This window comes from Pseudomonas sp. AC242, assembly GCF_979258655.1.
The window spans coordinates 846,394-872,426 of the sequence record NZ_OZ409873.1 but is presented as its reverse complement, the minus strand read 5'-3'; the positions used below and the strand labels follow the sequence as shown (position 1 = coordinate 872,426).

General features: G+C 53.5%; 26 protein-coding genes. 10 read left to right on the top strand and 16 right to left on the bottom strand.

The window, feature by feature from the left end; translation table 11 throughout:
• Window positions 1-5 precede the first annotated feature (5 nt).
• The 4 genes from ACZZ0A_RS03995 to ACZZ0A_RS03980 all read left to right on the top strand — a co-directional run bounded on the left by ACZZ0A_RS03995 (window position 6) and on the right by ACZZ0A_RS03980 (window position 2,550).
• Window positions 6-743: a DUF899 domain-containing protein gene (locus tag ACZZ0A_RS03995; protein ID WP_463542549.1), complete on the top strand. Its 738-nt coding sequence runs from the start codon at window positions 6-8 to the stop codon at window positions 741-743.
• A 71-nt stretch (window positions 744-814) separates the two neighbouring features.
• Window positions 815-1,090: a hypothetical protein gene (locus ACZZ0A_RS03990; protein WP_007914473.1), complete on the top strand. Its 276-nt coding sequence runs from the start codon at window positions 815-817 to the stop codon at window positions 1,088-1,090.
• Window positions 1,091-1,353: 263 nt separating this feature from the next.
• Entirely contained in the window at window positions 1,354-1,938 is a 585-nt protein-coding gene (locus ACZZ0A_RS03985; RefSeq protein ID WP_007914472.1) for a papain-like cysteine protease family protein, read from the top strand.
• A 12-nt stretch (window positions 1,939-1,950) separates the two neighbouring features.
• Window positions 1,951-2,550, top strand: a complete 600-nt coding sequence (locus ACZZ0A_RS03980) for a hypothetical protein (protein WP_007914471.1) — start codon at window positions 1,951-1,953, stop codon at window positions 2,548-2,550.
• A gap of 54 nt (window positions 2,551-2,604) precedes the next feature.
• Here ACZZ0A_RS03980 and ACZZ0A_RS03975 read toward each other — a convergent pair whose 3' ends face one another.
• The 12 genes from ACZZ0A_RS03975 to speD form a co-directional block, all read right to left on the bottom strand.
• Window positions 2,605-3,945 carry a DEAD/DEAH box helicase gene (locus ACZZ0A_RS03975; RefSeq protein ID WP_007914470.1) on the bottom strand — a complete coding sequence of 447 codons (1,341 nt, stop codon included), beginning with the start codon at window positions 3,943-3,945 and terminating at the stop codon, window positions 2,605-2,607.
• A gap of 171 nt (window positions 3,946-4,116) precedes the next feature.
• Window positions 4,117-5,457: an MATE family efflux transporter gene (locus tag ACZZ0A_RS03970; protein ID WP_095113743.1), complete on the bottom strand. Its 1,341-nt coding sequence runs from the start codon at window positions 5,455-5,457 to the stop codon at window positions 4,117-4,119.
• On the bottom strand, window positions 5,457-6,284 hold the full coding sequence (locus ACZZ0A_RS03965; protein ID WP_463542548.1) for a dimethylarginine dimethylaminohydrolase family protein: 828 nt from the start codon (window positions 6,282-6,284) through the stop codon (window positions 5,457-5,459). The genes ACZZ0A_RS03970 and ACZZ0A_RS03965 overlap by 1 nt, the downstream gene beginning before the upstream one ends.
• The gene (locus ACZZ0A_RS03960; RefSeq protein WP_463542547.1) at window positions 6,281-7,237 is read right to left on the bottom strand and encodes a fatty acid desaturase family protein; all 957 of its coding nucleotides are present in this window, start codon (window positions 7,235-7,237) and stop codon (window positions 6,281-6,283) included. The genes ACZZ0A_RS03965 and ACZZ0A_RS03960 overlap by 4 nt, the downstream gene beginning before the upstream one ends.
• Window positions 7,218-8,702, bottom strand: a complete 1,485-nt coding sequence (locus ACZZ0A_RS03955) for an ABC-F family ATP-binding cassette domain-containing protein (protein WP_463542546.1) — start codon at window positions 8,700-8,702, stop codon at window positions 7,218-7,220. The genes ACZZ0A_RS03960 and ACZZ0A_RS03955 overlap by 20 nt, the downstream gene beginning before the upstream one ends.
• Window positions 8,689-10,113: a phenylacetate--CoA ligase family protein gene (locus ACZZ0A_RS03950; protein WP_463542545.1), complete on the bottom strand. Its 1,425-nt coding sequence runs from the start codon at window positions 10,111-10,113 to the stop codon at window positions 8,689-8,691. Before ACZZ0A_RS03950 ends, ACZZ0A_RS03955 begins: the two co-directional genes overlap by 14 nt.
• Before the next feature lie 4 nt (window positions 10,114-10,117).
• Window positions 10,118-11,029 (bottom strand): hypothetical protein, encoded by a 912-nt coding sequence (locus tag ACZZ0A_RS03945; RefSeq protein ID WP_007914458.1) that lies wholly within the window; start codon window positions 11,027-11,029, stop codon window positions 10,118-10,120.
• Window positions 11,022-12,188 carry a type III PLP-dependent enzyme domain-containing protein gene (locus ACZZ0A_RS03940; RefSeq protein WP_007914456.1) on the bottom strand — a complete coding sequence of 389 codons (1,167 nt, stop codon included), beginning with the start codon at window positions 12,186-12,188 and terminating at the stop codon, window positions 11,022-11,024. Before ACZZ0A_RS03940 ends, ACZZ0A_RS03945 begins: the two co-directional genes overlap by 8 nt.
• On the bottom strand, window positions 12,185-13,099 hold the full coding sequence (locus ACZZ0A_RS03935) for a fatty acid desaturase family protein (protein WP_463542544.1): 915 nt from the start codon (window positions 13,097-13,099) through the stop codon (window positions 12,185-12,187). Before ACZZ0A_RS03935 ends, ACZZ0A_RS03940 begins: the two co-directional genes overlap by 4 nt.
• A 17-nt stretch (window positions 13,100-13,116) precedes the next feature.
• Window positions 13,117-14,223, bottom strand: a complete 1,107-nt coding sequence (locus tag ACZZ0A_RS03930) for an amidinotransferase (RefSeq protein ID WP_007914450.1) — start codon at window positions 14,221-14,223, stop codon at window positions 13,117-13,119.
• A 2-nt stretch (window positions 14,224-14,225) separates the two neighbouring features.
• Window positions 14,226-15,098, bottom strand: coding sequence for a spermidine synthase (locus ACZZ0A_RS03925; RefSeq protein ID WP_007914449.1), 873 nt, complete (start codon window positions 15,096-15,098; stop codon window positions 14,226-14,228).
• Between the two features lie 61 nt (window positions 15,099-15,159).
• Window positions 15,160-15,522, bottom strand: coding sequence for an adenosylmethionine decarboxylase (gene speD / locus ACZZ0A_RS03920; RefSeq protein WP_463542543.1), 363 nt, complete (start codon window positions 15,520-15,522; stop codon window positions 15,160-15,162).
• Window positions 15,523-16,046: 524 nt separating this feature from the next.
• Here speD and ACZZ0A_RS03915 point away from each other — a divergent pair.
• Window positions 16,047-17,345, top strand: a complete 1,299-nt coding sequence (locus ACZZ0A_RS03915) for a mechanosensitive ion channel family protein (RefSeq protein ID WP_007914447.1) — start codon at window positions 16,047-16,049, stop codon at window positions 17,343-17,345.
• Window positions 17,346-17,365: 20 nt separating this feature from the next.
• On the opposite strand, the gene ACZZ0A_RS03910 is transcribed toward ACZZ0A_RS03915, so the two are convergent.
• The 3 genes from ACZZ0A_RS03910 to ACZZ0A_RS03900 form a co-directional block, all read right to left on the bottom strand.
• Window positions 17,366-18,232: a carboxylate/amino acid/amine transporter gene (locus tag ACZZ0A_RS03910; RefSeq protein ID WP_007914446.1), complete on the bottom strand. Its 867-nt coding sequence runs from the start codon at window positions 18,230-18,232 to the stop codon at window positions 17,366-17,368.
• A 271-nt stretch (window positions 18,233-18,503) separates the two neighbouring features.
• Window positions 18,504-19,103, bottom strand: a complete 600-nt coding sequence (locus ACZZ0A_RS03905) for an FMN-dependent NADH-azoreductase (RefSeq protein WP_463542542.1) — start codon at window positions 19,101-19,103, stop codon at window positions 18,504-18,506.
• Window positions 19,104-19,332: 229 nt separating this feature from the next.
• Window positions 19,333-19,647 (bottom strand): 3-phosphoglycerate kinase, encoded by a 315-nt coding sequence (locus ACZZ0A_RS03900; protein WP_463542541.1) that lies wholly within the window; start codon window positions 19,645-19,647, stop codon window positions 19,333-19,335.
• A gap of 49 nt (window positions 19,648-19,696) precedes the next feature.
• On the opposite strand from ACZZ0A_RS03900, the gene ACZZ0A_RS03895 reads away from it, so the two are divergent.
• From ACZZ0A_RS03895 to aqpZ, 5 genes are all read left to right on the top strand, one after another.
• The gene (locus ACZZ0A_RS03895; protein WP_007914443.1) at window positions 19,697-20,620 is read left to right on the top strand and encodes a LysR family transcriptional regulator; all 924 of its coding nucleotides are present in this window, start codon (window positions 19,697-19,699) and stop codon (window positions 20,618-20,620) included.
• Window positions 20,621-20,634: 14 nt separating this feature from the next.
• On the top strand, window positions 20,635-21,438 hold the full coding sequence (locus ACZZ0A_RS03890) for an alpha/beta fold hydrolase (protein WP_463542540.1): 804 nt from the start codon (window positions 20,635-20,637) through the stop codon (window positions 21,436-21,438).
• 3 nt (window positions 21,439-21,441) lie between these two features.
• Complete coding sequence (locus ACZZ0A_RS03885; protein WP_007914440.1) at window positions 21,442-21,999, top strand: peptidylprolyl isomerase A; 558 nt, start codon at window positions 21,442-21,444, stop codon at window positions 21,997-21,999.
• Between the two features lie 88 nt (window positions 22,000-22,087).
• Window positions 22,088-23,920: an ABC transporter ATP-binding protein gene (locus ACZZ0A_RS03880; RefSeq protein WP_007914438.1), complete on the top strand. Its 1,833-nt coding sequence runs from the start codon at window positions 22,088-22,090 to the stop codon at window positions 23,918-23,920.
• Window positions 23,921-24,114: 194 nt separating this feature from the next.
• Window positions 24,115-24,810 (top strand): aquaporin Z, encoded by a 696-nt coding sequence (aqpZ, locus tag ACZZ0A_RS03875; RefSeq protein WP_064586473.1) that lies wholly within the window; start codon window positions 24,115-24,117, stop codon window positions 24,808-24,810.
• A gap of 55 nt (window positions 24,811-24,865) precedes the next feature.
• Here the strand turns inward: aqpZ and ACZZ0A_RS03870 are convergent, their stop codons facing one another.
• Window positions 24,866-25,990, bottom strand: coding sequence for a GNAT family N-acetyltransferase (locus ACZZ0A_RS03870; RefSeq protein ID WP_463542539.1), 1,125 nt, complete (start codon window positions 25,988-25,990; stop codon window positions 24,866-24,868).
• Window positions 25,991-26,033 lie beyond the last annotated feature (43 nt).

The window sequence follows — 26,033 nt, the reverse complement described above, 5'->3', positions numbered from 1 at the left end:
TCATCATGAACATTGAGAATCATCCGGTGGTATCGCGCGAAGAATGGCTCGCCGCCCGTAAGCAACATCTGATTCACGAGAAAGCCTTCACCAAGGAACGCGACCGGCTGAGCGCGGAACGTCGCGCTTTGCCATGGGTGAAGGTCGACAAGGACTACCACTTCCAGGGTCCGAACGGTGAATTGAAACTCGCTGACTTGTTTGGCAAACACAGCCAACTGGTGGTTTACCACTTCATGTTTGCCAAGGATTGGGAGGAAGGGTGCCAGGGGTGCTCGTTCCTCAGTGACCATATCGATGGCGCCAATCAGCATCTGGCCCATCACGACATCGCCGTTGTGGCTGTTTCTCACGCCCCATTCAATGAGTTCCAGGACTTTAAACGGCGCATGGGCTGGAAGTTTGATTGGGTGTCGTCAGAGGGTTGTGACTTCAACTACGACTTCGGTGTTTGCGCCCGGGCAGAAGATGTCGCGGCGGGAAAGGCTACGTACAACTACGAAAAAACTGACAGCGCCGAGGAAGAAATGCCCGGGCTGAGCGTGTTTTATCGCAACGCGAATGGAGACATTTTCCACACCTACTCAACCTATGCTCGCGGTCTCGACATGCTGGTCGGCGCCTACAACTACCTCGATCTCACGCCCAAAGGCAGGAATGAAGACGAGATCATGGAATGGGTTCGGCATCATGATCGTTATGAGCAAGGTGCTAAATCGAGTTGCTGCCACGAAGAGCAATAAGCACTGAACTTTTCCCGCGCTCAAGGCCTCAACCGGTTAACCCGCCTTAACCGGAACTGAGGCCTGCCCCGATGAAAACCCTGATCAAGCTCACCCTCGCCGCCACCCTCGCTTGCGCCCTGCCCGTCTGGGCCTGTACGCCGGAGGAGGCCACCGCCAAACGTGAACAACTGGCCAAGGAAGTCGCCAAGCTCACCGAACAGAATCCGGCCAAGGCCAAAGAGATCAATGCCGAGTTGCAGAAAATGGATCTTGGTACGGCCAGCAAGGACCTGCCGGACAAGTGCCAATTGATTGATCAGCGGTTGAAAGAATTGAGTACGGCTGAGAAAAAAGCCGAAAGCTAAAAGCCAGGTCAAAACATCGCAGCCTGCGGCAACTCCTGCATCGATCGCTGTAGGAGCTGCCGCAGGCTGCGATCTTTTGCACCTGAAAATGCATTAATGCATTTATTTATTTGCATTACTGCATATCCCTGACTAGGGTTACCTCGAGCAAGGAGATCGGAACCGGCCACAGAAGATGGCAACCGTTAAGCACCGATCGCTCAGCAATACCGCAACACCCTCACAAGCAAGATGCTTGTTTTCATTCATGGAGGATTGAAAAAATGTTAACCACAGAAGCAACACGATTCACCGGCGAATCACTGCCAAGGTGCCTGGCCAGCCATCTGCTCGACCCGCAACTGGTCGAAGTCGAGGCCGCTGAACAGATCAGCGCCCTCGCCGCTGGCAGCCTCAACTTCAACATGCAGAAACAGACCCAGACCAACTGGTGCTGGGCCGCCGTGTCCGCCTCGGTTGGCAACTATTACGGCACCGGAAACTGGACGCAGTGCGGCGTGGCCAGCACCCAGCTCGACCGCAACTGCTGCAATCAGCCGGGACCGTGCAACGTCTACGGCTATCTGGATTCCGCTCTGCAAACCACCCGCAGTTACAACGGCATGAATCAGGGCTCGCTACAGATGTCGGCCATTCAGAACCAGATCAGCATGGGCCGCCCGGTCGGCTTGCGCTGCGCCTGGTACGGCGGCGGTGCGCACTTTCTGACGATCTACGGCACCAATGGCGATTACGTATTGGTTGCAGACTCGATCTACGGCTATTCGACCCGCGCGCTGAACGCGTTCCCCCGTGCCTATAACGGCGGCGGCAACTGGACCCACACTTACTTCACCGTGAAAAACTAGGAGGGCGACATCATGCAACTGACTTATCCAAAGGCGCCTTCCAACGGCGTACAGACCTTGCGTCCGGCGCTGCAAGCCGCTTTGCAAACCCATGGCTTTGGCGCCAATCGCCAGTTCGCCAATGCAGCACCTGCGAAGATCAGCCTGAGCGAGGCCTATCGTGGCTACTCGCTGAGTCTGGATGACCTGAGCCAAGGCAAAGGCCTGAAAGATGCCCGCCTCGGCGACTGGCATTACCTGGTGTTTGCCGACGGCGTAACGATTGCCGATGCGCAATTGGCCGAGGTGCGCGGGCATGTTGAATTCGCCTCGCTGAATCACGGCGATCACGCCGCAGCTACGGTGGGTGCGCTGAAACTGGCGGAACAAGCGCCGCAATTACAGGGCAAAACCGTTGAGCTGCGCGTGCTGTTTGTCTCGGCACTGCACGTTGTGGCGATCTGGCTGCATGCCGATGGGGAAGATGTGCTGATCCCGATCGAGCCGACGCCCAAGGAATTGGCGGGTACCGGGTTGTACAGCGAAGCAGCACTGCTTGCCGCATTGAAACCAGCGGCCGATCAGGCTAAACGGCGCTTTGACGCCGACACCAGTGGCCAGCTCGGCAACTGATGGACGAAAAAAAACCCGGACAGTGTCCGGGTTTTTTTGTGCGCCTGAAACGCCTTACTCAGCCGCAGGTTCTGCCGGCTTGCGGCGCTTCAGCGGCGCCATGCCATCGCTGCTCACCAACGAGTCCGGCTTCGGACGGTTGGCGCTCTTGCGCTTGGTCGGCGTCTTGGCAGCGGTTTTTTTCTTGTCGCCCTTGGCGTCAGTCTTTTTCTTCTTCACGCCAACGGCTTTGCCCGAAGCCTTGACCTTTTTCGGTCCGCCGTAGGTGCCTTTGACTTCCTTGATGGTACGGCGCTCGAAGCTCTGCTTCAGGTAGCGCTCGATGCTCGACATCAGGTTCCAGTCGCCGTGGCAAATCAGCGAGATCGCCAGACCGTCGTTACCGGCACGGCCGGTACGACCGATGCGGTGCACGTATTCGTCGCCGCTGCGGGGCATGTCAAAGTTGATCACCAGATCCAGACCATCCACGTCCAGACCACGGGCCGCGACGTCGGTCGCTACCAGAATCTTCACGCCACCCTGCTTCAGACGGTCGATCGCCAGTTTGCGATCCTTCTGGTCTTTCTCACCGTGCAGCACGAACGCTTTGTATTCCTGAGCCACAAGGCGGCCGTAGATACGGTCGGCCATGGCGCGGGTGTTGGTGAAGACGATGGCCTTCTGGTAGGTCTCGTTGGCCAGCAACCAGTTCACAATCTGCTCTTTGTGCTGATTGTGGTCGGCGGTGATGATTTGCTGGCGGGTGGTCGAGTTCAGTTGGCTGACCGCGTTGAGCTGCAAGTGCTCAGGGTTGTTCAGCACCTTGCCGATCATGTCGCGCAGTCCAGAACCACCGGTGGTGGCCGAGAACAGCATGGTCTGCTGACGGTTCGGGCATTCGTCCACCAGACGCTGGACGTCTTCGGCGAAGCCCATGTCGAGCATGCGGTCGGCTTCGTCGAGCACCAGCACTTCGACTTCTTTGAGGTCAAGGTTGCCGGCGTTGAGTTGCTCGATCATCCGGCCCGGGGTACCGATGAGGATGTCCGGCACTTTGCGCAGCATCGCAGCCTGGACCTTGAAGTCTTCACCGCCGGTGATCAGGCCGGACTTGATGAAAGTGAACTGCGAAAAGCGCTCAACTTCCTTCAACGTCTGCTGGGCCAGCTCGCGGGTCGGCAGCAGGATCAGCGTCTTGATGCTGACGCGAACCTTGGCCGGGCCGATCAGGCGATTGAGGATTGGCAGAACGAAAGCGGCGGTTTTGCCGCTACCGGTTTGCGCCGTCACCCGCAGATCACGCCCTTGGAGCGCCAGCGGAATGGCCGCGGCTTGCACAGGCGTTGGCTCGACAAATTTCAGCTCGGCCACAGCTTTAAGCAGGCGTTCGTGCAGGGCGAATTGGGAAAACACGGGTGCTACCTCGAAGATATGCAAAAAAACAGCTGCATAGGTTACCGGTTTCGAGCGCTCAGGCCGAGTTTCTTTATACAAACGGCAAAAAATAACGCCATCGGGTGGACTCAACTGCGTCCTGAAAACGCCTTCCGAGCCATCGACACATCTTCTATCTGTCAGCACACCTCAGGAAGTCAGAGAGCGAGCTTTTGAGTCAAGTCGCTGTTCCTTATCACGAAAAATCACCAGCAAAACCATGCCTGCAAACGTGAATAAATGGCCGGCTGCCATGCCATACCATATCCCTTTGGCGTCAAAACCTCCCGCATAAGCCAGCGCAAGTCCCAAACCGAGACCTATCGGCCAGTTACCCAAGAGGCTGATAAAAAGCTGTTTTCCGGTTTCACCATAGCCCTGCATAACTCCGCGCAAAATAATGGCTACCGAATCAAAGACAAACAAGAACAATGCAATCTCGATGAAGTCTTCGGTGAGCTGCAAGGTATCAGCTGACCCAGAGGAATCGGGTAAAAACAAAATGGGAATATCCCCTTTGAAAGCAAACATAACCAACAGCAATACGATCGAAAACAACAAACCAGCAAACAGGACAGAAATGATGTTGCGCCGTGATTCCGACAACGAAATGGACTTTGAAACCAATATCGCAGAAGCGTCACTGAAGCCGAACATCAAAACGATGACGATTTCTATAGAGAGCACAGCCAAGGCATTGGCCGCAATCGCCGACTCGCCGAAGGGTGACATGAAAAACGCAGCAACCATGGTCGAGGCAATAGTCGAGAGTTCGAGCAGCCCGATCGGTGTGCCAATAGCAAGAACCTGCGATACCAAGTGCCGACTGAATTTGAATCTATTCGCAGAGAACACGATTCGCCGCTTTCGATACAGATGATCACCCGCCACCAAAATCGCCATGAAGCTGCAGAGCAATGTCGAAATCCCGACACTCGGAAGCCCCACGTCGAACACCGTGAACAGACAGTAGCCAACAAGCAACTTCGCCAACAAATACAGCAGCGATTGCTTGAAAACCTCCCATGGTGCATGCAGCACAGAAAGATAAGTAACCAGAATGGTAAATACAAAAGACGGCAGCAAACTGATCGTGAGAGAGAGAAAAAGCGGAAACATAAGACTGGTCAGTTCACGCGGCTGCTCGAGAACATTGAGCAACCATTCGCCACCTATCAAAAAGGGACTCGCCAGCAATGACACAACCGCCAACGCGATTACACTGTTCAGGACAACCTGCGTGGCCTCTTTATACGCGCCGGCCTCAACCAACTTCCCTAGCATCGGGATGATCGCAAGAATAATTCCATCCCCGAGAATTTTTATAAAAAAATACAGGTTAAACGCCAGGGAAGCGGCCGCAAGTTCTTGCTCCCCCAGTCGCCCAATAAAAAAATAATCGATCGCTCCCGAGGCAAATACGATCAAATTCGAAACAGCCAGAGGCAGCGCCAGTCGGTAAACACCTAATATATTACTCAAGCGAATCATCAATAGTCCTTTAGCGTCTTTCTGGCAATGCACTGTATTAAACAATGAGGGCCACCATCGTCCATTATAAATTCAGACAGATCTACTTCGACCAACATACAGCCGAGCTTCTGGAACACTGCCCTGGTTGCGGGGCAAAGTACAGTTGTCAATAGCACACCGTCGCCGAGATTGACAAAATTACAGGCAAACGGCGTTTCGGTTACGTCCACTGGAATGCAGTCAATCCCTTCCGTCCTTAATCGGTCTATTTCCTCTTCATCAATCTTTCCAGCAGCATAGACAATCGTATGCTTATCAATAACGCCCACGGCGACGTCAAGATGCCTCAGTGTGACGTCGTAATTGACTATTAATGCCTTCCAGCCGTTGTCTATGAATAAATCCTGAATTTCAGTCGCACCTGAATGGGATGTCCTCAATTGGTTCGTCCCGATGACAACCAGACCGTTTCGTACAACGATGACGTCTCCGCCCTCCAACGTCCCTTGTTGAGCCTCATGTGCTAGAGGCCATCCATGATCAGATGCAAACTCTTTGATCAACTGCGTCTCTTTCTCTCGCTCACAAAAACCCATGTTATTTACATAGACGCCGAACGGCGTAAAAATGCTGCTATCTCGGGTATAACATTGATAGGGCAAATCAAGCTCAGACTTTACATATAGGCAGTGAATATCCCGCTTTTCCAACTCACTGACTAACCTGGCGTACTGGCCCAAGGACTTCTCGGTCGGAAACTCAGGACAGGCGTGACTGAGCAAAGGCTGAGACAACAAAACCGCTTCGAGTTTTTCGTATTCGTTATCTATACATGGTGTAATCAAGATTCCGCTCCCTTGGATATCTTCCTGCACCAAGACTCAATTACGCTATGCGTCCCGGTAAAATAAGTATAGCAGTGTTCTGCCTTGTTATAATCCGGCACTACCAATAGTACCTCATGAACTTTCTTGAGGTTGTGATACGGCACCGTCGGCAATAAATGGTGAGTCAAATGCAAACCATTGAAATGCGGATGAACCATTTTCCTCAGGAACCCCGTGGAAGGATGGTTTCTGGCGAAGCTCATGATTCCACCGGGAACAAGACCAACATGATCCGATATGATCACAAAGCTGATGATCGCGTGATAAACGGTTGCTCTGGAAATAATCCAGAGCCCGACGAAAACAGCAACGGCCTCCAGACCAGAAAAATAAAATATCAATCCAAGGACTGCACTCCACCATAGCAAACAATTCAATGCCAACTTCAGTTGCACCGGCAAACCAAAAGCATTACCCAACCACGACTCCAGGCTTAATAGCTCAGAGCAGTAAAGCTTTATCCAGCCCTTTTCAACCAACTGGGGATCATGCAGATAGTCACTGTCTTTTTCCGGATCACCGAGATATCGATGGTGCTGCCCGTGAATACTTCTATATGAATCAAGCGATATGATCATCGGCAATGCACAAAACAACTTGGTCATGACGTCATTCAGTAAAGCACTAGCGGAAAGATTACGGTGTGAACCTTCGTGCACCAATACGACGAGTGCACGCTGCCGCGCGCCCATAAGAATGACGCTTAACGGAATAAACCAATAACTGAAATTCAACACCAGGCAAACCGAAAACGCAATGATGAAATATTCCAAAGCGATATAGCAGATGCTTTTCAGAGTCGACTGACGCATGAGAGCAGAGATATCCTCGCGCAACTTCAACGCGTCCACATCTGATCTTAACTTCTTTAAATCCAGTCTGATCTTATCCTCAAAAAGATTCCTCTCCATGAAAGGCCCCCTCCACCAGAACACCACCTTTTATTGAAAAAAATCTGTTCCCGACATTCTCAACAAAACGTCGATCGTGAGAAACAATTAATGCCGCAGAGTTCATGCGCCTGATTTCATCCTCCAACATTTCCTGGGACTTGATATCAAGGTGGTTCGTGGGTTCGTCCAACAGCAAAAAATTTGGTTTGGTCTGCCGTAGCGCCAACAGAGACAGTCGCGCCCTCTCGCCGAAGCTGGTTCGCAGCATGCTTTTTTTTGTATCAAGATAGGTGAAACCCGCCGAAGCCAGCAGTGCAACAGCCCGAGTTGAATCGGGCTCAGCGTTTTCTAAAACAAAATCGAGTATGGATTTATCAACTGATAGCCTGGATGAGCTCTGCTCGAAGTACCCCACTCGAGCGCTAGGAGTCAGTTCCAGCGCGTCGCTCGACAATCCCGCGATAACACGAAGAAAAGATGACTTGCCAGACCCATTGGCGCCGGTGATAACAATCCTGTCACCTCGTTTTATTTCCAACTCTGGAACCGTGAACAACAACTCTCCCGAAGGATTATTCACCTTGAAATCATAGAGTTTGATCAGATACTTCGCCTCGATCGACTCGGTTTCCAATTTGATTTGCACAGTATCAACGGTCTGTCGATCGGGTAACGTCGTCTTTAGCACTCTTATCTTTTTTTCGATCTGCTTGGCTTTCTGAGAGGCCTTGTCAGAAAAATTATTGACACCCAACTGACGTTGTAATTTCGCACTTTGAGTCAATCTTTCAATTTCTGACTTTCGGTCCTGCAGGGAGTTCTCGAGTTCGCGTTCCTTCTCATACATAAAGCCTTTTGCACGAGAATACGAGTAGGGAAATCTGTATACCCCTATCCGATCAAGGAAAAGTGTTTGCTGAGTCACAGCGTCGAGAAAAAAACGATCATGGCTGGCAACCAACAACGTATTGACCCAGCCAACGGTTTGCAAAACATCAACGAGAATATCTGTCCTGTACATATCCAGGTGATTGGTCGGCTCATCAAGGATCAACAGATCAGGCTCGGATATCAGAGCAGCTGCAAACATCAACATTTTGTTCCAGCCACCGCTTAACTCACGGATTTGCAACTCCCGATACTTCTTCGGAAATTTCAATGACTCAAAAGTGTAGTCAATTTTCCAGTCATCCACGGCATCCGTGAGATAACCACGCAGAAAAACGTCGCATGTCACATTACCTTGAGCGAGCTCAATCAAACCTTGATGGACATAGAAGGATTTCAGACCTTTTTGTCTGGTCAGTGATCCGCTGTAATCATCTGAACTACCGGAGATACATTTGAGCAGGGACGACTTGCCGGAACCGTTGCTACCCACCAGGCCTAATCGGTCACCCTCGGCAAGAGACAGCGCCACGCCTTCAAATACCGGTTCTGCGCCGTAACCCAAAGATAAATCTTCTAGTTTAACCAGGGACATGATTAGATTTACTCCAGTCTCTTACCAGGCACTTTCTTTTATATGATTTCACATCGGCCAATGCTGCGACTTCCTGATGATGCAGATTTACAGAGTAACCAAACAGAGCGATCAGTCTTTCGTTGAAATGACCAAGCAACTTCGGCATTTCGCAGTATGTCGGGCCGCTGTAAATCGTCTGCAATAAAACGTCGGTAGCGCTGGTTTGAATAACGCGAAACTCATTCAGATTAAGATCGTGTTCCACCAGGACATCATCGACAGCTGCGAGAATCGATGCACTGGGCACTACGCGATTATCCGCAGTCAGAAACGCGTCATCACTTCTGCCGTTGACTTCAGAAATCCGCGCCCCATGACGCCCACAACTGCAAGCTTCATGAGCAGAAACTTCGCGAGCGAGATCACCGTGTTCAAATCGAATCAAGGGCATGAACCAGTTGTTCAGATCTGTACAGATGACCGTCCCCAACTCGCTGGCATCTTTATCAATAATTTCGACATGCACACCGTCCTCAACCACGTGATACATACCGTGACTGCATTGAGTGGCGATTAAACCAAACTCCTCGGAACTGTACTCATCAAACACGGCGACACCCAACTCCCTAGCGTAAAAATCACGCTCGGATTGCGGGCTGTATTCAGAGTTTGTCACTATTGCCTCTACGCCATAGTCGCTCAGCCGCAGGCCCATTTCTTTGATGAGTGGCAGGTAACTCGGTAACGTCGATATTACGCGTGGCCGGAGAAACTCGAGGTGTTGACCCAGCGGTGTGGCCGGGAAGAGATCGGGCAATTGAAATGTTCGATACGTTCCGTCAAAGGAAGAAACCCACAACCCGGCGTGGTGGATCAAATAGATCCAGTCACCTGACTCCAGCGGACGTTTCAGACAGCTGTTATAAAACCGCAACACCTCTGAGTAGTCCCGCAAGATATCCGGTTGATCGTGAAAGCTGATAAACGGTGTGCCGCTGGAGCCGGAAGTCCTTGTGGAGGGTGTACTGATTATTTTATCTGGCGAGGAGACTCGTTCGACCATCTCAAATTCCCGCAACTGCCTTTTTGTCACGATCGGCAACTTGGAAAAATCCTCAAGGCTAGCAATCGCCCCGGGTTCATACCCTACGCTCGTGTAGAGCTGCCGATAGAACGGTACTTTTTCATAAGCGAAATCAACCAGGCGCTTCAATCGTTCAAGTTTGAACTGATTGATATCTTCTTTAGAAAAATGCTGGAACTTCTCCATCGCCTGCGCGTTGGCTGACCAAAAACGCAACGCATCAAGTTGTATGACCCGGGAATCGGTATCCGGTTTCGAAACGCTCTTCGCCAGTTCTTCAATCTGTTCGATCGCATTCGTAAACTTCTGACAATCGTATGTCATCAATCCAGCATCCATGCTCAAGTTACTAATCCTCTACCGTGCAAGATTTATGATGCATCAGTACACACAGCCTGGATGAGCGTCCAGGTTGATCCGGGGAGATATGCGGAATGCCTCTGCTACCGCAAGCCTCACCGTCCTTGATCTGTCCATCGTAGATCAGGATATCGCCCGAATATGTCTTCCACAGAGCGTGTTCAAAGGCAAGTTCAAACGTTTCCTGCAGGCCTATCGATTCATCGTCTTCGCCAAAATGAGCCATTTTCACGTCAGGCATGAACAACGCCCCGCCATGCCCTTCCCAGCCAGTCTCGAGAAGTGAAGTAATGGCTGTTTCGCGAACACCGTAATACATATCCGAATGGAGGAATGGCGTTAGTGTTCCTTGTGACGCCATTTCGTCTTTAGAGATGATGATCGACAGTTGCTCAACGAAGAAGCTTGCTCCAGAACGTTCTACCTCCGCCAAAACGTCAAGGAGCCTGTTGACGAACAGGTCGCCAAGTTCAGTTTTACCGCGAACAGAATGCGCACGACTTTGCCACCAACTCAGACCTCCCACCTCTGAGTCGCGGACATCGTAGCTCCTCAACTCCAGCGTAAGATGAATATTCCCGTCAGGTCGGCCGTTAAGTCCTGCCGCTTTTTCCAGAATCGACATTGATTCTGCGACCAGATCGCCCTCCTCCGGATACTTCATCACCCAACGCCATTCAGAAGGTGCGAACGCTTTGACTAGCTCAATAGGCCAATCGGCGCGCGCGAAGTGACGCTTCAACCCTTCGTTCAAGAACCCTTCTTTCCAGACCAACAATGCCGACTGATGACCCAGTGCACCGTCGCGTTCAGACAACGCTGCATAATCGCCATCGACAATCACGCTCTCGCTGGAATGACAAAGTTCATAATTCTCTACTATCGACGGTAGTCTATGCATTAACGTAATCCTCAAATGCATAAGCCTTGATATTTTTTATCTTGTTATCCGAAGACCACAGGTAAATATCCGGCTTGGCTACACCATTGAAAAAACTGCTTTTAACCATAGAATAAGGGAGCATGTCTTCAAACACGACTTTGGAGCCGACATGGAGCTCGGCATCAAACTCATAGGTACCCACTACATCACCCGACATGCAGGACAAGCCACATAACGTGTATGAAAACTGACTCACTGCAGCCACTTTTCCATTGATGACGCGCGGGCTATATGGGATCTCGAGCACATCTGGAATGTGCGCAGGTACGGAAATATCCAATATCGCGTTTTTATTTTCCCTTCCGTTAATATCCAGCACCCCTGCTACCAGGTACCCGGCGTCCAGCACCCATGCTTCGCTCGGTTCCAAGTAAATGTCCAGATTATACTTATCGCGAAACGTCTTTAGTCGGTAAATGATCCGATCCAGATCGTAACCCGGCGAGGTGAATAAACTTCCTCCACCAAAGTTTATCCACGTCAAATTCCCGCCTCGTATGACCACGTCGAGTTTTTGCTCGATGAGGTCCAGATTAGTACAGAACTCCTGTGCATCTCTTGACTGGCACATATTATGGATTAGGATCCCGCTGTAGGCAGTGTCCAAAGCATCGAGTTCGGTAAGCTTGATTCCCAAGTGAGAGTTGGGTCTGCAAGGATTATATAAATCCTTTTCCACGACGGATATTTCCGGATTAACCCGCACGCCGATTCTGGCATGTAGCTTTATGTCGTGACTCCCTTGCAAGCTCTGGAAAAGCTTAAGTTGCTCTGCAGAATTAAAAACCAGAAAATCAGCTTTCGCGGAATATTCCAGAATTTCCGCCTGGGTAAATGCGGGCTTATAAATACTCAGCACCGCTGGTTTTCTCAACCCGCCTTCAGTGACACTTCTGAATTCGAAAGACGAACCTGTTGAGTAACCAGACACACGCCCATCAAAAAACTCATTGAGGATACCGACAGCATTGAACGACTTCATCGAAAACAGCACCGTACATCCTGCACGTTGCTCAATCATGTTCATAATGGATACATTGCGCTCGAGCAATGACGAATCACATAAATAATAAGGCGTCTTAACTTCAGTGTTCATGGCCATCAAGACATCTTTCATGTCGCATGCCCGCCCAGCTTGACAAGTTTATGATAAAAACCATGTTCCATCTGTCCATACTCTGGCCACATTTCTACCAACCAGTTATGAGCTTCCTGCATTCTTTTATTCGGAATAGCAGGAAACAAGTGATGTACCAGGTGAAAACAGTCATGTCGTGGAAATGCTATAGATCGCATAACCGGGTTCTTGATATAGCAATTCCTGGATTTATAGAGGGCATCCACATTATCAAGGAGGCCACCATGATCAAGATAATCTGTCAGGTATTTTATAACTTGGTATGCAGTGGCAAATGGCACAAGAAAATAGGCAAAAAATACCAGCGGGGAAAAGGTTGCGAAGATAATGAGAAGTACGATATAGCTGCCCCGGACAATTTTCGCCCACAATGGATCTCGCTTCACATAGATCTTCACAAATATATATTCACGCAAGTGTCGCAACGACATGGCAAACAACAATTGCTTCCATACCGCGACGGGCGTAACCGCCTGAGAGAACCCAAACTTTTCAAAGCCACGGAAATCCCCGTCCGCTTGGTAGTCTCCCAAATATCTGTGATGGCTGGCATGCTCCTCTCTGAAGTCACAGTAAGAGCCAAACTCGATAATCCCGAGAATGACTCCAATCCGTTCGTTCCATTTTCTTTCCCGAGTGAAATACAAATGAAAACACTCGTGCGACATGTTATTTATTGCCCGCCATCGAGTACCAATGAAGAATATCAACGGGAAATACAAGACCATGCCCAGCATCAGGCTATAGGTAAAGACAAAATAACTTAATGCCGCAGCCACGATACCGGCGGAGATATGCATAATTGCAATACCGCATGCCATCAGCCTGGAGACTTTACCTCCTTTGAACTGAGCAATTCCCTGTTCTAGCATTTCCCATTGAGTATTCATAAGCGATCCTTCGCTATTCAAGTGTACCGTTGATATTTGCCTGACCTTCTCACATCCAGTGTTGCACAATGGAACGAGCCACCGAATGACTGAAAGTTTCGGAAGTCACAAGGAATCACCTCGTATCCCCAACGTCTGAAGGCGGCAATAAAATCGGCTTCCTGCCGTTCGACAATAACGGTGCGGTCATCCAGCGAGAGCACGTTGGTGTGAATCCATTTGCTGGTCATATATAGCGGGTGCGAGTCTGGAATCGTACTGGGAGGCGGGACCAAAATTTCCCAATCCTTGAAAAACTCCGGCAGTTTGCTTACCCATGCCTTATTGACCAGCACTCGACCGGGAGACAGCGGCATGATTGTGGTGTCGATGTGCATGGGTGAGGCGTCATCAAACTCATAAATATGTATTTTATAGTTTTCTCCAAGCTCTCTTTGCAGCCACTGCACCCCCAACATGTTAGTGACATGGCTGCGTTGCCCGACGATGTCTGCACCAATCCGAAGAAAATCGGCAGCGTCAAAGAGAGGCTCATGCTCTTCGATCACTTGATCAAAGTACTCCTCGGGAAAGGAGTGCCCCTGTTTCCACATCGTATCCCTGAGCATTGGCTTCGGCGCGGATGTAATGTGCGCACCGCGTTTAAAGTAATCGTTCAGAATATCCCTGAATGGAAAAGTCTCAAAGTAGCGACTGCGCCAGGCCATGGGTGTTTCGATAATCTTGTTGCCCAACGCAAACATGCCATCTCTAGGCATGGCGCTGTAATACCCTCCATTCGTAGAGAAGAATGGCGTGACAATGGGTCTGAAATGATCGTGTTCGTTAGGCCTTTTGACCGTAATACCCAATCCTTCGAGCAGTGATGCCAGCCCATCAACCTCTTTTCGAGCGCGCGTCACGTGTTCTTTGTCAAAGCGCTTGCCAGAGTTATCAATAAAAAACTGCTGGGTTCTTTGCGGTATCACTGCCTTCAGGTTCGTGTCCCACTCTGGAATCCTGAAGTCATCAATAATACCTACGATGACCTCTTCCAGCGGATCCCACTCGGTGTAAACACTCACAGGTGATTGAGTGACTTCCTGTTCGATCAATTCACTCTTTTGAATACTTTGAAATTCCATTTTCAATAATCCATGCGCATTACTTTGGGGGCGATCACCGATCTCGATAGCGATACCGCGTCGATGTACTGTGGATCGTATTTGCTGCTACTGAGTTTTCGCTGCATTTGTTCAGTAGACAGTTCTACTTTCCCCGCATGGCCAACCAGCCAGACCCAATCCTGTTCATCAACTTCGAAGTAGGTGACGTGGTGAAATACCTTCTGCATCCGCTCGTAAGACTCTTTCAGGGTCTTGCACCGCCATAAGCAAGAGTTACCTGCCTGGGTAATGAATGCGCCATCCGGACTCAGCAAGGATTTTACATCGGCCCAAAAAGACTCATTATAAAGCCCTTCTGTTTCCGGCCCTTCATCGGGTATATCCATCACGATGAGGTCGTAGGTTTTTCCCTTGCCGAGCAAGTTCGTTATGTACTCCTTGCCATCACCGATAATTATTTTTATGGCGCTGTCATCATTGGCACTGACATACCTTTTTATTTCTTCTTCGGTGTACCCATACGGAAGGTGTTCACCGCAGGCTCGCATGCACTCTTCGTCGATATCTACATGAGTGATTTGACTCACCCCTGCTTCCTGAAGAATTTTTACCGCCACCCCCTCGGACGAGCCAATAACCAACGCCGACTGCGGTAAATTTGGCATACTGAGAAGCGCTGGCATTACTTGCCCTTCATGATAAGCCAATTGGCTTAACTCGGAGCTTTGCCGCTCGTTATTACAGAACAGGGTTCTACCGTGGGCGGTATCCGCAATAAGGATATCCTGAAATCTCGTGCGCCCCTGGAAATGCGTTCTGTATATCTGCCACGTTCTGCTGACCCCATCCGATATAGGCTCTTGCAGCAACATAGGTTCAGAAACTTCGCTCATCCTCACTACCCTCCTCATGCTGTAACATCCTCATCCATTGATGACTTACATTGAGCTTTACTTACTGACAGCCACGCCTCACAGTCTTTATTTGATGCTCATCACATTCGAGTGCAGCACAGATAAACTCGAAAGCCTTATCCGGATCGCACTGCGTCCCACAAGTGAAAATATCGAGAAATAGCGCGCCGAGTTCCGGGTAGGTATGAAAGGAAGCATGAGACTCTTCCAGTAAAACCAGAACTGTAACGCCTTGCGGATCAAACTGTTTGGACACAGTTCCACAGACTGTTGCGCCCGCTTTAGTCGCCGCAGCGCACAAGAGCTCAGTCAGAAAACTTAGATCGTTTAGTTTTTTCGGAGCGACATTATAAAGCTCGCCAAGAGTGTGCTTTCCGAAGAAAGCTCCAGAGTTGTTTTCCATGCAAGTTCCGTCTGCAAGGTAGAAAGTTTTTGCAGACTACATTTGCGCTGAACGATAAGTAAATCCGTAGAAGTGTAACTAAATGTTACATTATTTAAAGCACTTCAAAATCATCAACTTAAAACTACTAATAAGCGCTAAAAACCCATAACTAACGATTAGTCAGGATGGTGCGACGTCCATTTTGCTGACCTCTATCAGTGCAAAACTTATTTATTGTGACTTGCCAAAATTAACGTTCTGGATAGATACGCTTCGAGTTCCCAGGCGCTTTACAGGTTTCGCGCCAACCGACAACTTTCTGACGTCATTAATCAATCTAAAAAAAGACGTAAATTCACAAATTCATCTATGCGAACAGCGATCATTCAAACCTTGTACGGCGCGCCCGGACAGTGCTATGCCGAGCCCCCCACACACCAATGCAGGCGCATTTTTTGTTGCCTGATTTATCATCAACGGCAATACCGCGCGTTTTAAATGCTCTAATTACTCATCGCGTCTCACAGAAGAATCGTTCTCCCATGGATTTCAAACAGCTCTGGCTTACAGCCCAAGACCTCTGGGGCACCCTGGAACAGCATCCGTTTCTGCAATCCGGCCTGGCGCTGATGTTGCTGTTGGTCATCGCGCTAGTGCTCGGACGAGTTGCGCGCTACCTGATCCTGCACGCCAGCCGCATGCTCGGCCGCCAGCCGGCGCTGCACTGGATCAATGACTTTCGCCATAACAAGGTGTTTCAGCGCCTGGCGCAGATGACGCCGTCGTTGGTCATCCAGTTCGGCCTGCATCTGGTGCCGGAATTAAGCAAAACCGCCATGATCTTTCTTGGCAATGTGGCGTTGTCGTTCACCATTCTTTTCCTGCTGCTCTCGGTCAGCGCCCTTCTCAATGCGTCGCTCGACATCTATGCACGTACCGAACACGCCCGGACGCGCTCGATCAAAGGCTACGTGCAACTGGCGAAGATGGTCTTGTATGTGTTCGGCGCGATCATCATCGTCGCCACACTGATCGACCGCTCACCGCTGTTGCTACTGTCTGGTCTGGGTGCAATGTCGGCGGTGATTCTGTTGGTCTACAAGGACACGCTGCTGTCGTTCGTTGCCAGCGTGCAGTTGACCAGCAACGACATGCTGCGTGTCGGCGACTGGATCGAGATGCCACAGGTCGGCGCTGACGGCGATGTGGTCGACATCACCCTGCACACGGTCAAGGTGCAGAATTTCGACAAGACCATCGTCTCGATCCCGACTTGGCGGCTGATGTCCGAGTCATTCAAGAACTGGCGCGGCATGCAGCAATCGGGTGGGCGACGGATCAAGCGCAGCCTGTTCATCGACGCCAGCGGCGTACGTTTCATCCGTGATGACGAGGAGGAAAAGCTCTCCCAGGTGCATCTGCTCACCGATTACATGAGCCGCAAGAAAGCCGAATTAAAAGCGTGGAACGAGGCCCAGGGCAATGTCGCGGCGATGTCGGCCAACCGTCGACGCATGACCAATATCGGCACTTTCCGCGCCTATGCGCTGGCGTATCTGAAGAGTCATCCGGAGATTCAGCCAAACATGACCTGCATGGTGCGGCAGATGCAGACCACTGCGCAGGGCATTCCGCTGGAGATCTACTGCTTCACCCGCACCACGGCGTGGGCCGATTACGAGCGGATTCAGGGGGATATTTTTGATTATCTGCTGGCGGTATTGCCGGAGTTCGGGCTGAGTCTGTATCAGCAGCCGAGTGGTGGGGATTTGCGCTCTGGATTGCTGCCGGCGGTGCTCGGCGCAGCCAGCATTCCTGAACCGCAGAAACACCTCATGTAACCCCACCACTCCTACAGGGGTTATGCAGTGGCTGGGGATTTGCGGATGCCCAGTCGGCTGATCCATACGGCGGCAAGGATGACGCTGCCACCGAGGAACAATCTTCCAAGTTCCTCATGCTGATTCCAGATCAGCAGATTCAGCAGCAACCCCACCGGTACATGCAAATTGTTCATCACCGCCAGCGTGCCGCCGTTGACCATGCACGCGCCCTTGTTCCACCAATACATGCCCAGCGCGGTCGAGACCAGGCCGAGGAACAGCAACACGCCCCACTGCAACGGTGCTTCCGGCAGGAAATTCGCTTTGCCGAACATCAGGAATGCGGGCAACACCACCGCCAGCGCGCCGAGGTAGAAGAAGCCGAAACGCCGGTAATGCGGCAGGTCGCTCGGGTGCTTGGCCACCAGATGCTTGTACATCACCTGGCCCGCGGCGTAGGTGAAGTTGGCCAGTTGCAGGAGCAGGAAGCCCATGAAGAAGTCCGGACTGATGCTGTCGAAGCGAATCACCGCCGCCCCGCTCACCGCCACCAGCGCCGCAATCAGCGCCCATGGGTTGAAGCGGCGGTTCAGCGCATCTTCGATCAGCGTCACGTGCAGCGGCGTGAGGATGGTGAACAGCAACACTTCGGGCACCGTCAGCACCCGGAAGCTCAGGTACAAGCAGACGTAGGTCACGCCGAACTGCAAGGCGCCGATCAGCAGCATGCCGCGCATGAATGAAGGTTCCACCGAACGCCAGCGGGTCAGTGGAATGAACACCAGCCCGGCCAGCACCACACGCACCAGCACCGCGAAATAGCTGTCGACATGACCGGCCAGGTATTCGCCGATCAGACTGAAGGAAAACGCCTGGATCAGCGTGACAAAAAGTAGATAGCCCATGCTCGCCTCGAAATCGAATGGCGGCGACGATAGCGGTTTTTCCACCCCGCAACCAACAAAAATCCCCCTGTAGGAGCTGCCGCAGCCTGCGGCAGCTCCTACAGGGGATCGGTGAGTTACGGGCAAAAAAAAGCCCGATCTCGCTAATGCGTTCAATCGGGCTACAGCACTCAGGAGCAACAAGTGCAAAGGGAGGTTCGATGCGCGTAGAGCCTTGAAGGGGTTGCGCCAGGTCACTTAAACAATCGGGGATTATCTGGCGATTAACCTATCAAGCGACCTGGGACAGCTTGGCGTTGGCCTGATTCAGGCCTTTCTCCTGGAAGTCGCCACCGAGATTCATGCCTTCGGCGTGAATGAATGTCACGTCGTTGATGCCGATGAAACCCATGACCTGACGCAGGTACGGTTCCTGATGATCCGCCGGGCCGCCGGCGTAGATGCCGCCGCGAGCGGTGAGTACGTAGGCACGTTTGCCGCTGAGCAAGCCTTGCGGGCCGGTTTCGGTGTACTTGAAGGTCACGCCGGCACGCAGCACGTGGTCGAGCCAGGCCTTGAGGGTGCTCGGGATGGCGAAGTTGTACATCGGCGCGGCCATGACCAGCACGTCGGCGGCGAGCAATTCATCGGTCAATTCGTTGGAGCGGTTCAGCGAGGCTTGTTCGCTGTCGTTGCGCTGCTCGGCCGGCTTCATCCAGCCGCCCAGCAGGTTGCTGTCCAGGTGTGGCACCGGGTTCGCGGCGAGGTCACGTACGGTGATCTGATCGTTAGGATGCGCCACCTTCCACTGACTGATGAAAGTCTGGGTCAGTTGACGGGAAACCGAATCTTGTTGGCGGGCGCTGCTTTCAATGATCAGAACGCGGGACATGGTGTGTAGCCTCCATCCGAGAATGTTGTAGGTCGATGGAGTGAAGGTTAAACAGAGTCGAATCGATGAAAAAGCGCAAATATTTGCTGCAAAGTATCGAATAATTCGTTTAGATGCTGAACCATACTCCTGTAGGAGTGAGCCTGCTCGCGATAGCGGTGTGTCAGCTACATCTGTGTTAACTGAAACACCGCTATCGCGAGCAGGCTCACTCCTACAGGGATCGGTGTTATTTCGGGCTGCAGGTCAGTTTGATGCGCAGCTTGATGATCTCGCGGGTGAACTTGGCCGTGGCGTTTTTATGTTTGCCGGCCGGTACCTCGATTGTGCGGGTGCGCGGTGCTTCCGGACCATTGCTGAACACCGCTTTGCAGGATGCATCGACATCACCGTAGTTGGCCACCCGAATCGAGCCGATGTCGTTATCGGTGTCGAAGGTTTCGTAATCGATCTTCAGGCCATTGAGATCTTTCTGCACATCGATCGGATACGCAAAAGCAGTCAGCGGAAGCAACGCCAGCAGCACACAACAGAATTTTTTCATTCGGCAGTCTCCATGAGGGACGGCCAGCTTAGGACAAGAGGAGCTATTGATGAAAGCGCCCCGCGTGACCCTGGATCAATGGCGAACATTGCAGGCCGTGGTCGACCACGGCGGATTCGCCCAGGCTGCCGAGGCCTTGCACCGTTCGCAATCGTCGGTGAGTTACACCGTCGCCCGTATGCAGGACCAGCTCGGCGTGCCGTTGCTGCGCATCGATGGGCGTAAAGCCGTGCTCACCGAGGCCGGCGGCGTGTTGCTGCGTCGTTCGCGACAATTGGTGAAACAGGCCAGCCAACTGGAAGACCTCGCCCATCACATGGAACAGGGTTGGGAAGCCGAGGTGCGGCTGGTGGTCGATGCGGCCTACCCGAGCGCACGCATCGTTCGCGCACTGACCGCGTTCATGCCGCAGAGTCGCGGCTGCCGCGTACGTCTGCGTGAAGAAGTATTGTCGGGTGTCGAGGAAGTGCTGCTCGAAGGTGTAGCCGACCTGGCCATCACTGGCCTGAGCATTCCCGGTTACCTCGGTGCGGAATTGAGCGACGTCGAGTTCGTCGCCGTCGCCCATCCAGATCACCCGCTGCATCGACTCAATCGCGAACTGAGCTTTCAGGATCTGGAGACCCAGATGCAAGTGGTGATTCGCGACTCCGGCCGCCAGCAACCACGGGACGTCGGCTGGCTCGGCGCCGAACAGCGCTGGACCGTTGGCAGCCTTGCCACGGCTGCCACGTTCGTCAGCAGCGGCCTCGGTTTTGCCTGGCTGCCACGGCACATGATCGAGCGCGAACTGAAAGATGGCTCGCTCAAGCTGCTACCGTTGGACAGGGGCGGCAACCGCAACTCCAGCTTCTATCTGTATTCGAACAAGGACAAACCCTTGGGCCCGGCCACGCAAATCCTCATCGAACTGCTGCGTACCTTCGACACTTTGCCGCTGGACGCACCGTTCGCCGCCCCTGAACAAGCCTGACACGGAGTTCACCGATGGCGTATTTCGAGCACGAAGGTTGCAACCTGCACTACGAGGAATATGGCCACGGTACGCCGTTGCTGCTGGTTCACGGGCTCGGTTCGAGCACACTGGACTGGGAAATGCAGATCCCGGCACTGGCCGCGCATTACCGGGTGATCGTCCCGGATATTCGCGGCCACGGGCGCTCGGACAAACCGCGCGAGCGCTACAGCATCGCCGGTTTCAGTGCCGATATGCTGGCGCTGATCGAGCACTTGAACCTCGGCCCGGTGCACTACGTCGGGCTGTCGATGGGCGGCATGATCGGCTTCCAGTTCGGCGTCGATCAGCCGCAAATGCTGAAAAGCCTGACCATCGTCAACAGCGCACCCGAAGTCAAAATCCGCAGCCGCGACGATTATTGGCAATGGTTCAAACGCTGGAGTCTGATGCGACTGCTGAGCCTCTCCAGCATCGGCAAAGCCCTTGGCGGCAAACTTTTTCCGAAACCGGAACAAGCCGATCTGCGGCAGAAAATGGCCGAACGCTGGGCAAAAAACGACAAACGTGCTTATCTCGCCAGCTTCGATGCGATTGTTGGCTGGGGCGTTCAGGAACGACTTTCCCGAGTGTTCTGTCCAACGCTCGTCATCAGCGCCGACCGTGACTACACGCCTGTCTCGCTGAAAGAAACCTATGTAAAACTGCTGCCGAATGCGCGGCTGGTGGTGATCGCCGATTCGCGCCACGCCACCCCGCTGGATCAACCCGAACGCTTCAACCAAACGCTGCTGGAGTTCCTCGCCGCAGCCGATACTCAATCTCAGGATCACTGACCCATGTTGAAAAAACTCGCCCTCGCCGCTGGTACTGTGCTGTTTGCCGCCAACCTGATGGCTGCCACGCCGGCCAAAGCACCGCACGTGCTGCTGGACACCACCAACGGCCAGATCGAAATCGAACTGGACCCGGTCAAGGCGCCGATCAGTACCAAAAACTTTCTCGATTACGTCAACAGCGGCTTCTACAACAACACCATTTTCCACCGTGTGATCCCGGGCTTTATGGTCCAGGGCGGCGGCTTCACTCAACAGATGCAGCAAAAAGAAACCAAGGCCCCTATCAAGAACGAATCCAAAAACGGCCTGCATAATGTCCGTGGCACACTGTCCATGGCCCGCACCTCTGTACCTGACTCGGCGACCAGCCAGTTCTTCATCAACGTCAAGGACAACGACTTCCTCGACCAAGGCGACGGCTACGCAGTATTCGGCAAAGTGGTCAAAGGCATGGACGTTGTCGACATCATCGTCAACTCGCCAACCACCACCAAAAGCGGCATGAAAGATGTACCTGCCGACCCTGTTTTCATCAAGTCGGCCAAAGTCATCGACTAAGCTGTACAGGGCGTATCGAGCGGCGCTGGCCTGATCCCGCGCCGCTCACACCGATAAAAGGAGAGCCCGTACTCCGGGCGGTTATCTGATGCTCTATCGCCGTTTCGAACAACTGATCGACATATTCCGCGAGGCGCCGACGGCGTCCCCTCCAGATCGCGTCTGGCCCTTCTATACCTATTACCTCAAACAAGTCTGGCCAAGTTTTGCCGCCCTGCTCGTCGTCGGCCTGTTCGCCGCGTTGATCGAAGTGGCACTGTTCAGTTACCTGAGCCGTATCATTGATCTGGCCCAAGGTACACCGAACCCGAATTTCTTCAGCGACCACGCCCTCGAACTGACGTGGATGCTGGTGGTTGCCCTCGTCCTGCGGCCGATTTTCTTCGGCCTGCACGACCTGCTGGTGCATCAAACCTTGAGCCCCGGCATGACCAGCATGATCCGCTGGCAGAACCACAGCTACGTGCTCAAGCAAAGCCTGAACTTCTTCCAGAACGACTTCGCCGGGCGCATCGCCCAACGCATCATGCAGACCGGCAACTCGCTGCGTGATTCGGCGGTGCAAGCGGTGGATGCGCTGTGGCACGTAGTGATCTACGCAATCAGTTCGCTGGTGTTGTTCGCCGAGGCCGACTGGCGCCTGATGATCCCGCTGCTGACGTGGATCGTCGCCTACATCGGCGCGTTGTATTACTTCGTTCCGCGCGTGAAAGATCGCTCGGTGGAAGCCTCCGATGCGCGCTCGAAACTGATGGGCCGCATCGTCGACGGCTACACCAACATCGCCACGCTGAAGCTGTTCGCCCACACCAACTTCGAACAGCACTACGCCAAGGAAGCCATCGAAGAACAGACCGTCAAAGCGCGAATGGCCGGCCGCGTCGTCACCAGCATGGACGTGGCGATCACTGCCATGAACGGCCTGCTGATCGTCGGCACCACCGCGTTGGCCCTGTGGTTGTGGACGCAGTCGTTGATCACTGTCGGTGCGATTGCCTTGGCCACCGGCCTGGTCATCCGCATCGTCAACATGTCCGGCTGGATCATGTGGGTGGTCACCGGCATTTTCGAAAACATCGGCATGGTCCAGGACGGTTTGCGCACCATCTCGCAACCGGTCAGCGTCACCGATCACGAACAGGCCAAACCGCTGGACGTGGCCCGTGGCGAAGTGCGTTTCGAGCACGTGGATTTTCACTACGGCAAGAAGCGCGGGATCATTGGCGACCTCAACCTGAACATCAAACCGGGCGAAAAAATCGGTTTGATCGGGCCGTCCGGTGCCGGCAAATCAACGCTGGTCAACCTGTTGCTGCGCCTCTACGACGTCGAGGGCGGGCGGATCATGATCGACGGTCAGAACATCGCCGAAGTCGGCCAGGAAAGCCTGCGCGCGCGGATCGGCATGATCACGCAGGACACCTCGCTGCTGCACCGTTCGATCAGAGACAACTTGCTGTACGGTAAACCCGATGCGACCGATGCCGAGTTGTGGGATGCGGTGCACAAGGCGCGCGCCGATGAGTTCATTCCGCTGTTGTCGGACGCTGAAGGTCGTACCGGGTTTGACGCGCATGTCGGTGAGCGCGGGGTGAAATTGTCCGGTGGCCAGCGCCAGCGCATCGCCATTGCGCGGGTACTGCTCAAGGATGCGCCGATCCTGATCATGGACGAAGCGACCTCGGCGCTGGACTCGGAGGTTGAAGCGGCGATTCAGGAAAGTCTGGAAACCCTGATGCAGGGCAAAACCGTAATCGCCATTGCCCACCGTCTCTCGACCATTGCGCGCATGGATCGGCTGGTGGTGCTGGAGAACGGCAAGATTGCCGAGAGCGGCACCCATGCTGAATTGCTCGCCCACCGTGGTCTGTATGCACGGCTATGGGCGCATCAGACCGGGGGGTTTGTCGGCATCGACTGACCCCTCCAAGAGCGTGGGAACGATCACCGCCACAGCCCGCCAACCACGGGCGCTGGCAGTTTTTTTGTGGCCGCTGGAAATCGGCAAAAAGCCTGCTGTACTCAGCCAAGGCTCCGGAACGGAGCCTGTCGTAAGTCTGCAAGGACGCACAACTCGATGCAGTCTCGATAGCAGGGCTATCAAGGACGCCTCTCATGTCTCTGTTCAAACGTTCAGTCACTGAGTTGTTGGGTACGTTCTGGTTGGTATTGGGTGGTTGCGGCAGCGCGGTGATCGCCGCGTCTTCACCGTTGGGAATCGGGGTGCTGGGGGTGGCCCTGGCGTTTGGTCTGACGGTGCTGACCATGGCGTTCGCCATCGGCCACATCAGCGGATGTCACCTCAACCCGGCCGTTTCGGTCGGTCTGTTCGTCGGCGGTCGGTTTCCGGCCAAAGAGCTGCCCGCTTACATCATTGCCCAAGTGCTCGGCGCAATTCTCGCGGCAGCGCTGATTGCGCACATCGCCAGCGGCAAAGAGGGCTTCGATATCGCCGCCGGCCTGGCGTCCAACGGTTATGGCGAACACTCGCCGGGCAAGTATTCGATGGCCGCCGGGTTTGTCACTGAGTTGGTGATGACCGCGATGTTTGTGATCATCATCCTCGGCGCCACCGATAGACGCGCACCACCAGGACTGGCACCGATCGCCATCGGCCTGGGCCTGACGCTGATCCACCTGATCTCGATTCCGGTCACCAACACTTCGGTAAACCCGGCCCGCAGCACGGGGCCGGCACTGATGGTCGGGGGCTGGGCGATCGCGCAACTGTGGATGTTTTGGGTCGCGCCGTTGATTGGCGCGGTGGTCGGTGGCGGGATTTATCGCTGGTTGGGCAAGGAAGAAACCTGAGGGGGGGCCTAAGATCCCTTTGTAGGAGCTGCCGAAGGCAGCTCCTACAGGGGATTTATGTCTGACGGTAGGGTAAGGCTGTTTTGGCTTCTTCGGCGTAGGCGAGGATGCCGGCGCGTTCCTGATGCAGGAAATCTTTCACTGCTGCTTTCAGACCTGGATGCCGCAGATAATGCCAAGAGTGGGTGATCACCGGTTCAAACCCACGAATCAGCTTGTGCTCGCCCTGAGCGCCAGCATCGAAACGCTGATAACCCTGTGCAATCGCGTAATCCATGCCCTGATAAAAACAGGTCTCGAAGTGCAGTCGATCAAACTCCGCCAGACAACCCCAATAGCGGCCGTAGAAACTGTCGCCACCGACCAGACTGAAGGCCATTGCCACCGGCCGTGAGCACTGTTTGGCCAGCACCACGCGAATCGCCTCGGGCATGCGCTCGGCCAGCAGACTGAAGAACTCCCGCGTCAGGTAGGGCGTTTGCCGACGCACTGCATAGGTATTGGCGTAACAGGCGTAGACAAAATCCCACTGCGCCTCGTCCAGCTCGCGCCCCTCCAGCCATTCGAACTCGAAGCCCTGCCCCGCCACCTGCTCGCGTTCCTTGCGCATCTGCTTGCGCTTGCGCGAACTGAGCACGTCGAGGAAATCCTGGAAGTCACGATACCCGCGATTCTGCCAGTGATACTGACAGCCGATGCGTTGCAGCCAGCCCGGTTGTTCGGCCATCGCCGCGTCGGTAAACGGGTCGGTGAAATTGATGTGCGCGCTTGAAAGCCCTTCGATCTCCAGGTAACCAGGCAGGCTCTTGAGCAGTTCAAAACCGTCTTCGACATTGGCCGCCAACAAGCGCGGGCCGCTGACCGGACTGAATGGCACGGCGCTCAACAGTTTGGGGTAGTAATCGATGCCGGCGCGGGCGCAGGCGTCGGCCCAGCCATGATCGAACACGTACTCGCCGTAGGAATGCCACTTGCGATAACTGGGTAACGCGGCGATCAGACGATCATCTTCGATGTGCAGCAAATGCTCAGGTTGCCAGCCGGTGTGGGGGCCAACGCTGCCGCTGTCTTCCAGCGCACTGAGAAAGGCATGGCGCAGAAATGGCTGGTTTTCAGGCACCAGCGCATCCCAGCTTGCGGGAGCGATTTGCGACAGGTTTTGCAGGCGTTGCAACGGCATCAAAAAGCTCTCCACAACAGGACTTCAGCGCCCGGCGAGTATC

Coding starts and splice junctions, on each gene's coding strand:
- ACZZ0A_RS03995 (WP_463542549.1), top strand. CDS start 6: ATGAACATTGAGAATCATCCGGTGGTATCGCGCGAAGAATGGCTCGCC.
- ACZZ0A_RS03990 (WP_007914473.1), top strand. CDS start 815: ATGAAAACCCTGATCAAGCTCACCCTCGCCGCCACCCTCGCTTGCGCC.
- ACZZ0A_RS03985 (WP_007914472.1), top strand. CDS start 1,354: ATGTTAACCACAGAAGCAACACGATTCACCGGCGAATCACTGCCAAGG.
- ACZZ0A_RS03980 (WP_007914471.1), top strand. CDS start 1,951: ATGCAACTGACTTATCCAAAGGCGCCTTCCAACGGCGTACAGACCTTG.
- ACZZ0A_RS03970 (WP_095113743.1), bottom strand. CDS start 5,457: ATGATTCGCTTGAGTAATATATTAGGTGTTTACCGACTGGCGCTGCCT.
- ACZZ0A_RS03960 (WP_463542547.1), bottom strand. CDS start 7,237: ATGGAGAGGAATCTTTTTGAGGATAAGATCAGACTGGATTTAAAGAAG.
- ACZZ0A_RS03955 (WP_463542546.1), bottom strand. CDS start 8,702: ATGTCCCTGGTTAAACTAGAAGATTTATCTTTGGGTTACGGCGCAGAA.
- ACZZ0A_RS03945 (WP_007914458.1), bottom strand. CDS start 11,029: ATGCATAGACTACCGTCGATAGTAGAGAATTATGAACTTTGTCATTCC.
- ACZZ0A_RS03940 (WP_007914456.1), bottom strand. CDS start 12,188: ATGAAAGATGTCTTGATGGCCATGAACACTGAAGTTAAGACGCCTTAT.
- ACZZ0A_RS03935 (WP_463542544.1), bottom strand. CDS start 13,099: ATGAATACTCAATGGGAAATGCTAGAACAGGGAATTGCTCAGTTCAAA.
- ACZZ0A_RS03930 (WP_007914450.1), bottom strand. CDS start 14,223: ATGGAATTTCAAAGTATTCAAAAGAGTGAATTGATCGAACAGGAAGTC.
- ACZZ0A_RS03925 (WP_007914449.1), bottom strand. CDS start 15,098: ATGAGCGAAGTTTCTGAACCTATGTTGCTGCAAGAGCCTATATCGGAT.
- speD (WP_463542543.1), bottom strand. CDS start 15,522: ATGGAAAACAACTCTGGAGCTTTCTTCGGAAAGCACACTCTTGGCGAG.
- ACZZ0A_RS03915 (WP_007914447.1), top strand. CDS start 16,047: ATGGATTTCAAACAGCTCTGGCTTACAGCCCAAGACCTCTGGGGCACC.
- ACZZ0A_RS03910 (WP_007914446.1), bottom strand. CDS start 18,232: ATGGGCTATCTACTTTTTGTCACGCTGATCCAGGCGTTTTCCTTCAGT.
- ACZZ0A_RS03905 (WP_463542542.1), bottom strand. CDS start 19,103: ATGTCCCGCGTTCTGATCATTGAAAGCAGCGCCCGCCAACAAGATTCG.
- ACZZ0A_RS03900 (WP_463542541.1), bottom strand. CDS start 19,647: ATGAAAAAATTCTGTTGTGTGCTGCTGGCGTTGCTTCCGCTGACTGCT.
- ACZZ0A_RS03895 (WP_007914443.1), top strand. CDS start 19,697: ATGAAAGCGCCCCGCGTGACCCTGGATCAATGGCGAACATTGCAGGCC.
- ACZZ0A_RS03890 (WP_463542540.1), top strand. CDS start 20,635: ATGGCGTATTTCGAGCACGAAGGTTGCAACCTGCACTACGAGGAATAT.
- ACZZ0A_RS03885 (WP_007914440.1), top strand. CDS start 21,442: ATGTTGAAAAAACTCGCCCTCGCCGCTGGTACTGTGCTGTTTGCCGCC.
- ACZZ0A_RS03880 (WP_007914438.1), top strand. CDS start 22,088: ATGCTCTATCGCCGTTTCGAACAACTGATCGACATATTCCGCGAGGCG.
- aqpZ (WP_064586473.1), top strand. CDS start 24,115: ATGTCTCTGTTCAAACGTTCAGTCACTGAGTTGTTGGGTACGTTCTGG.
- ACZZ0A_RS03870 (WP_463542539.1), bottom strand. CDS start 25,990: ATGCCGTTGCAACGCCTGCAAAACCTGTCGCAAATCGCTCCCGCAAGC.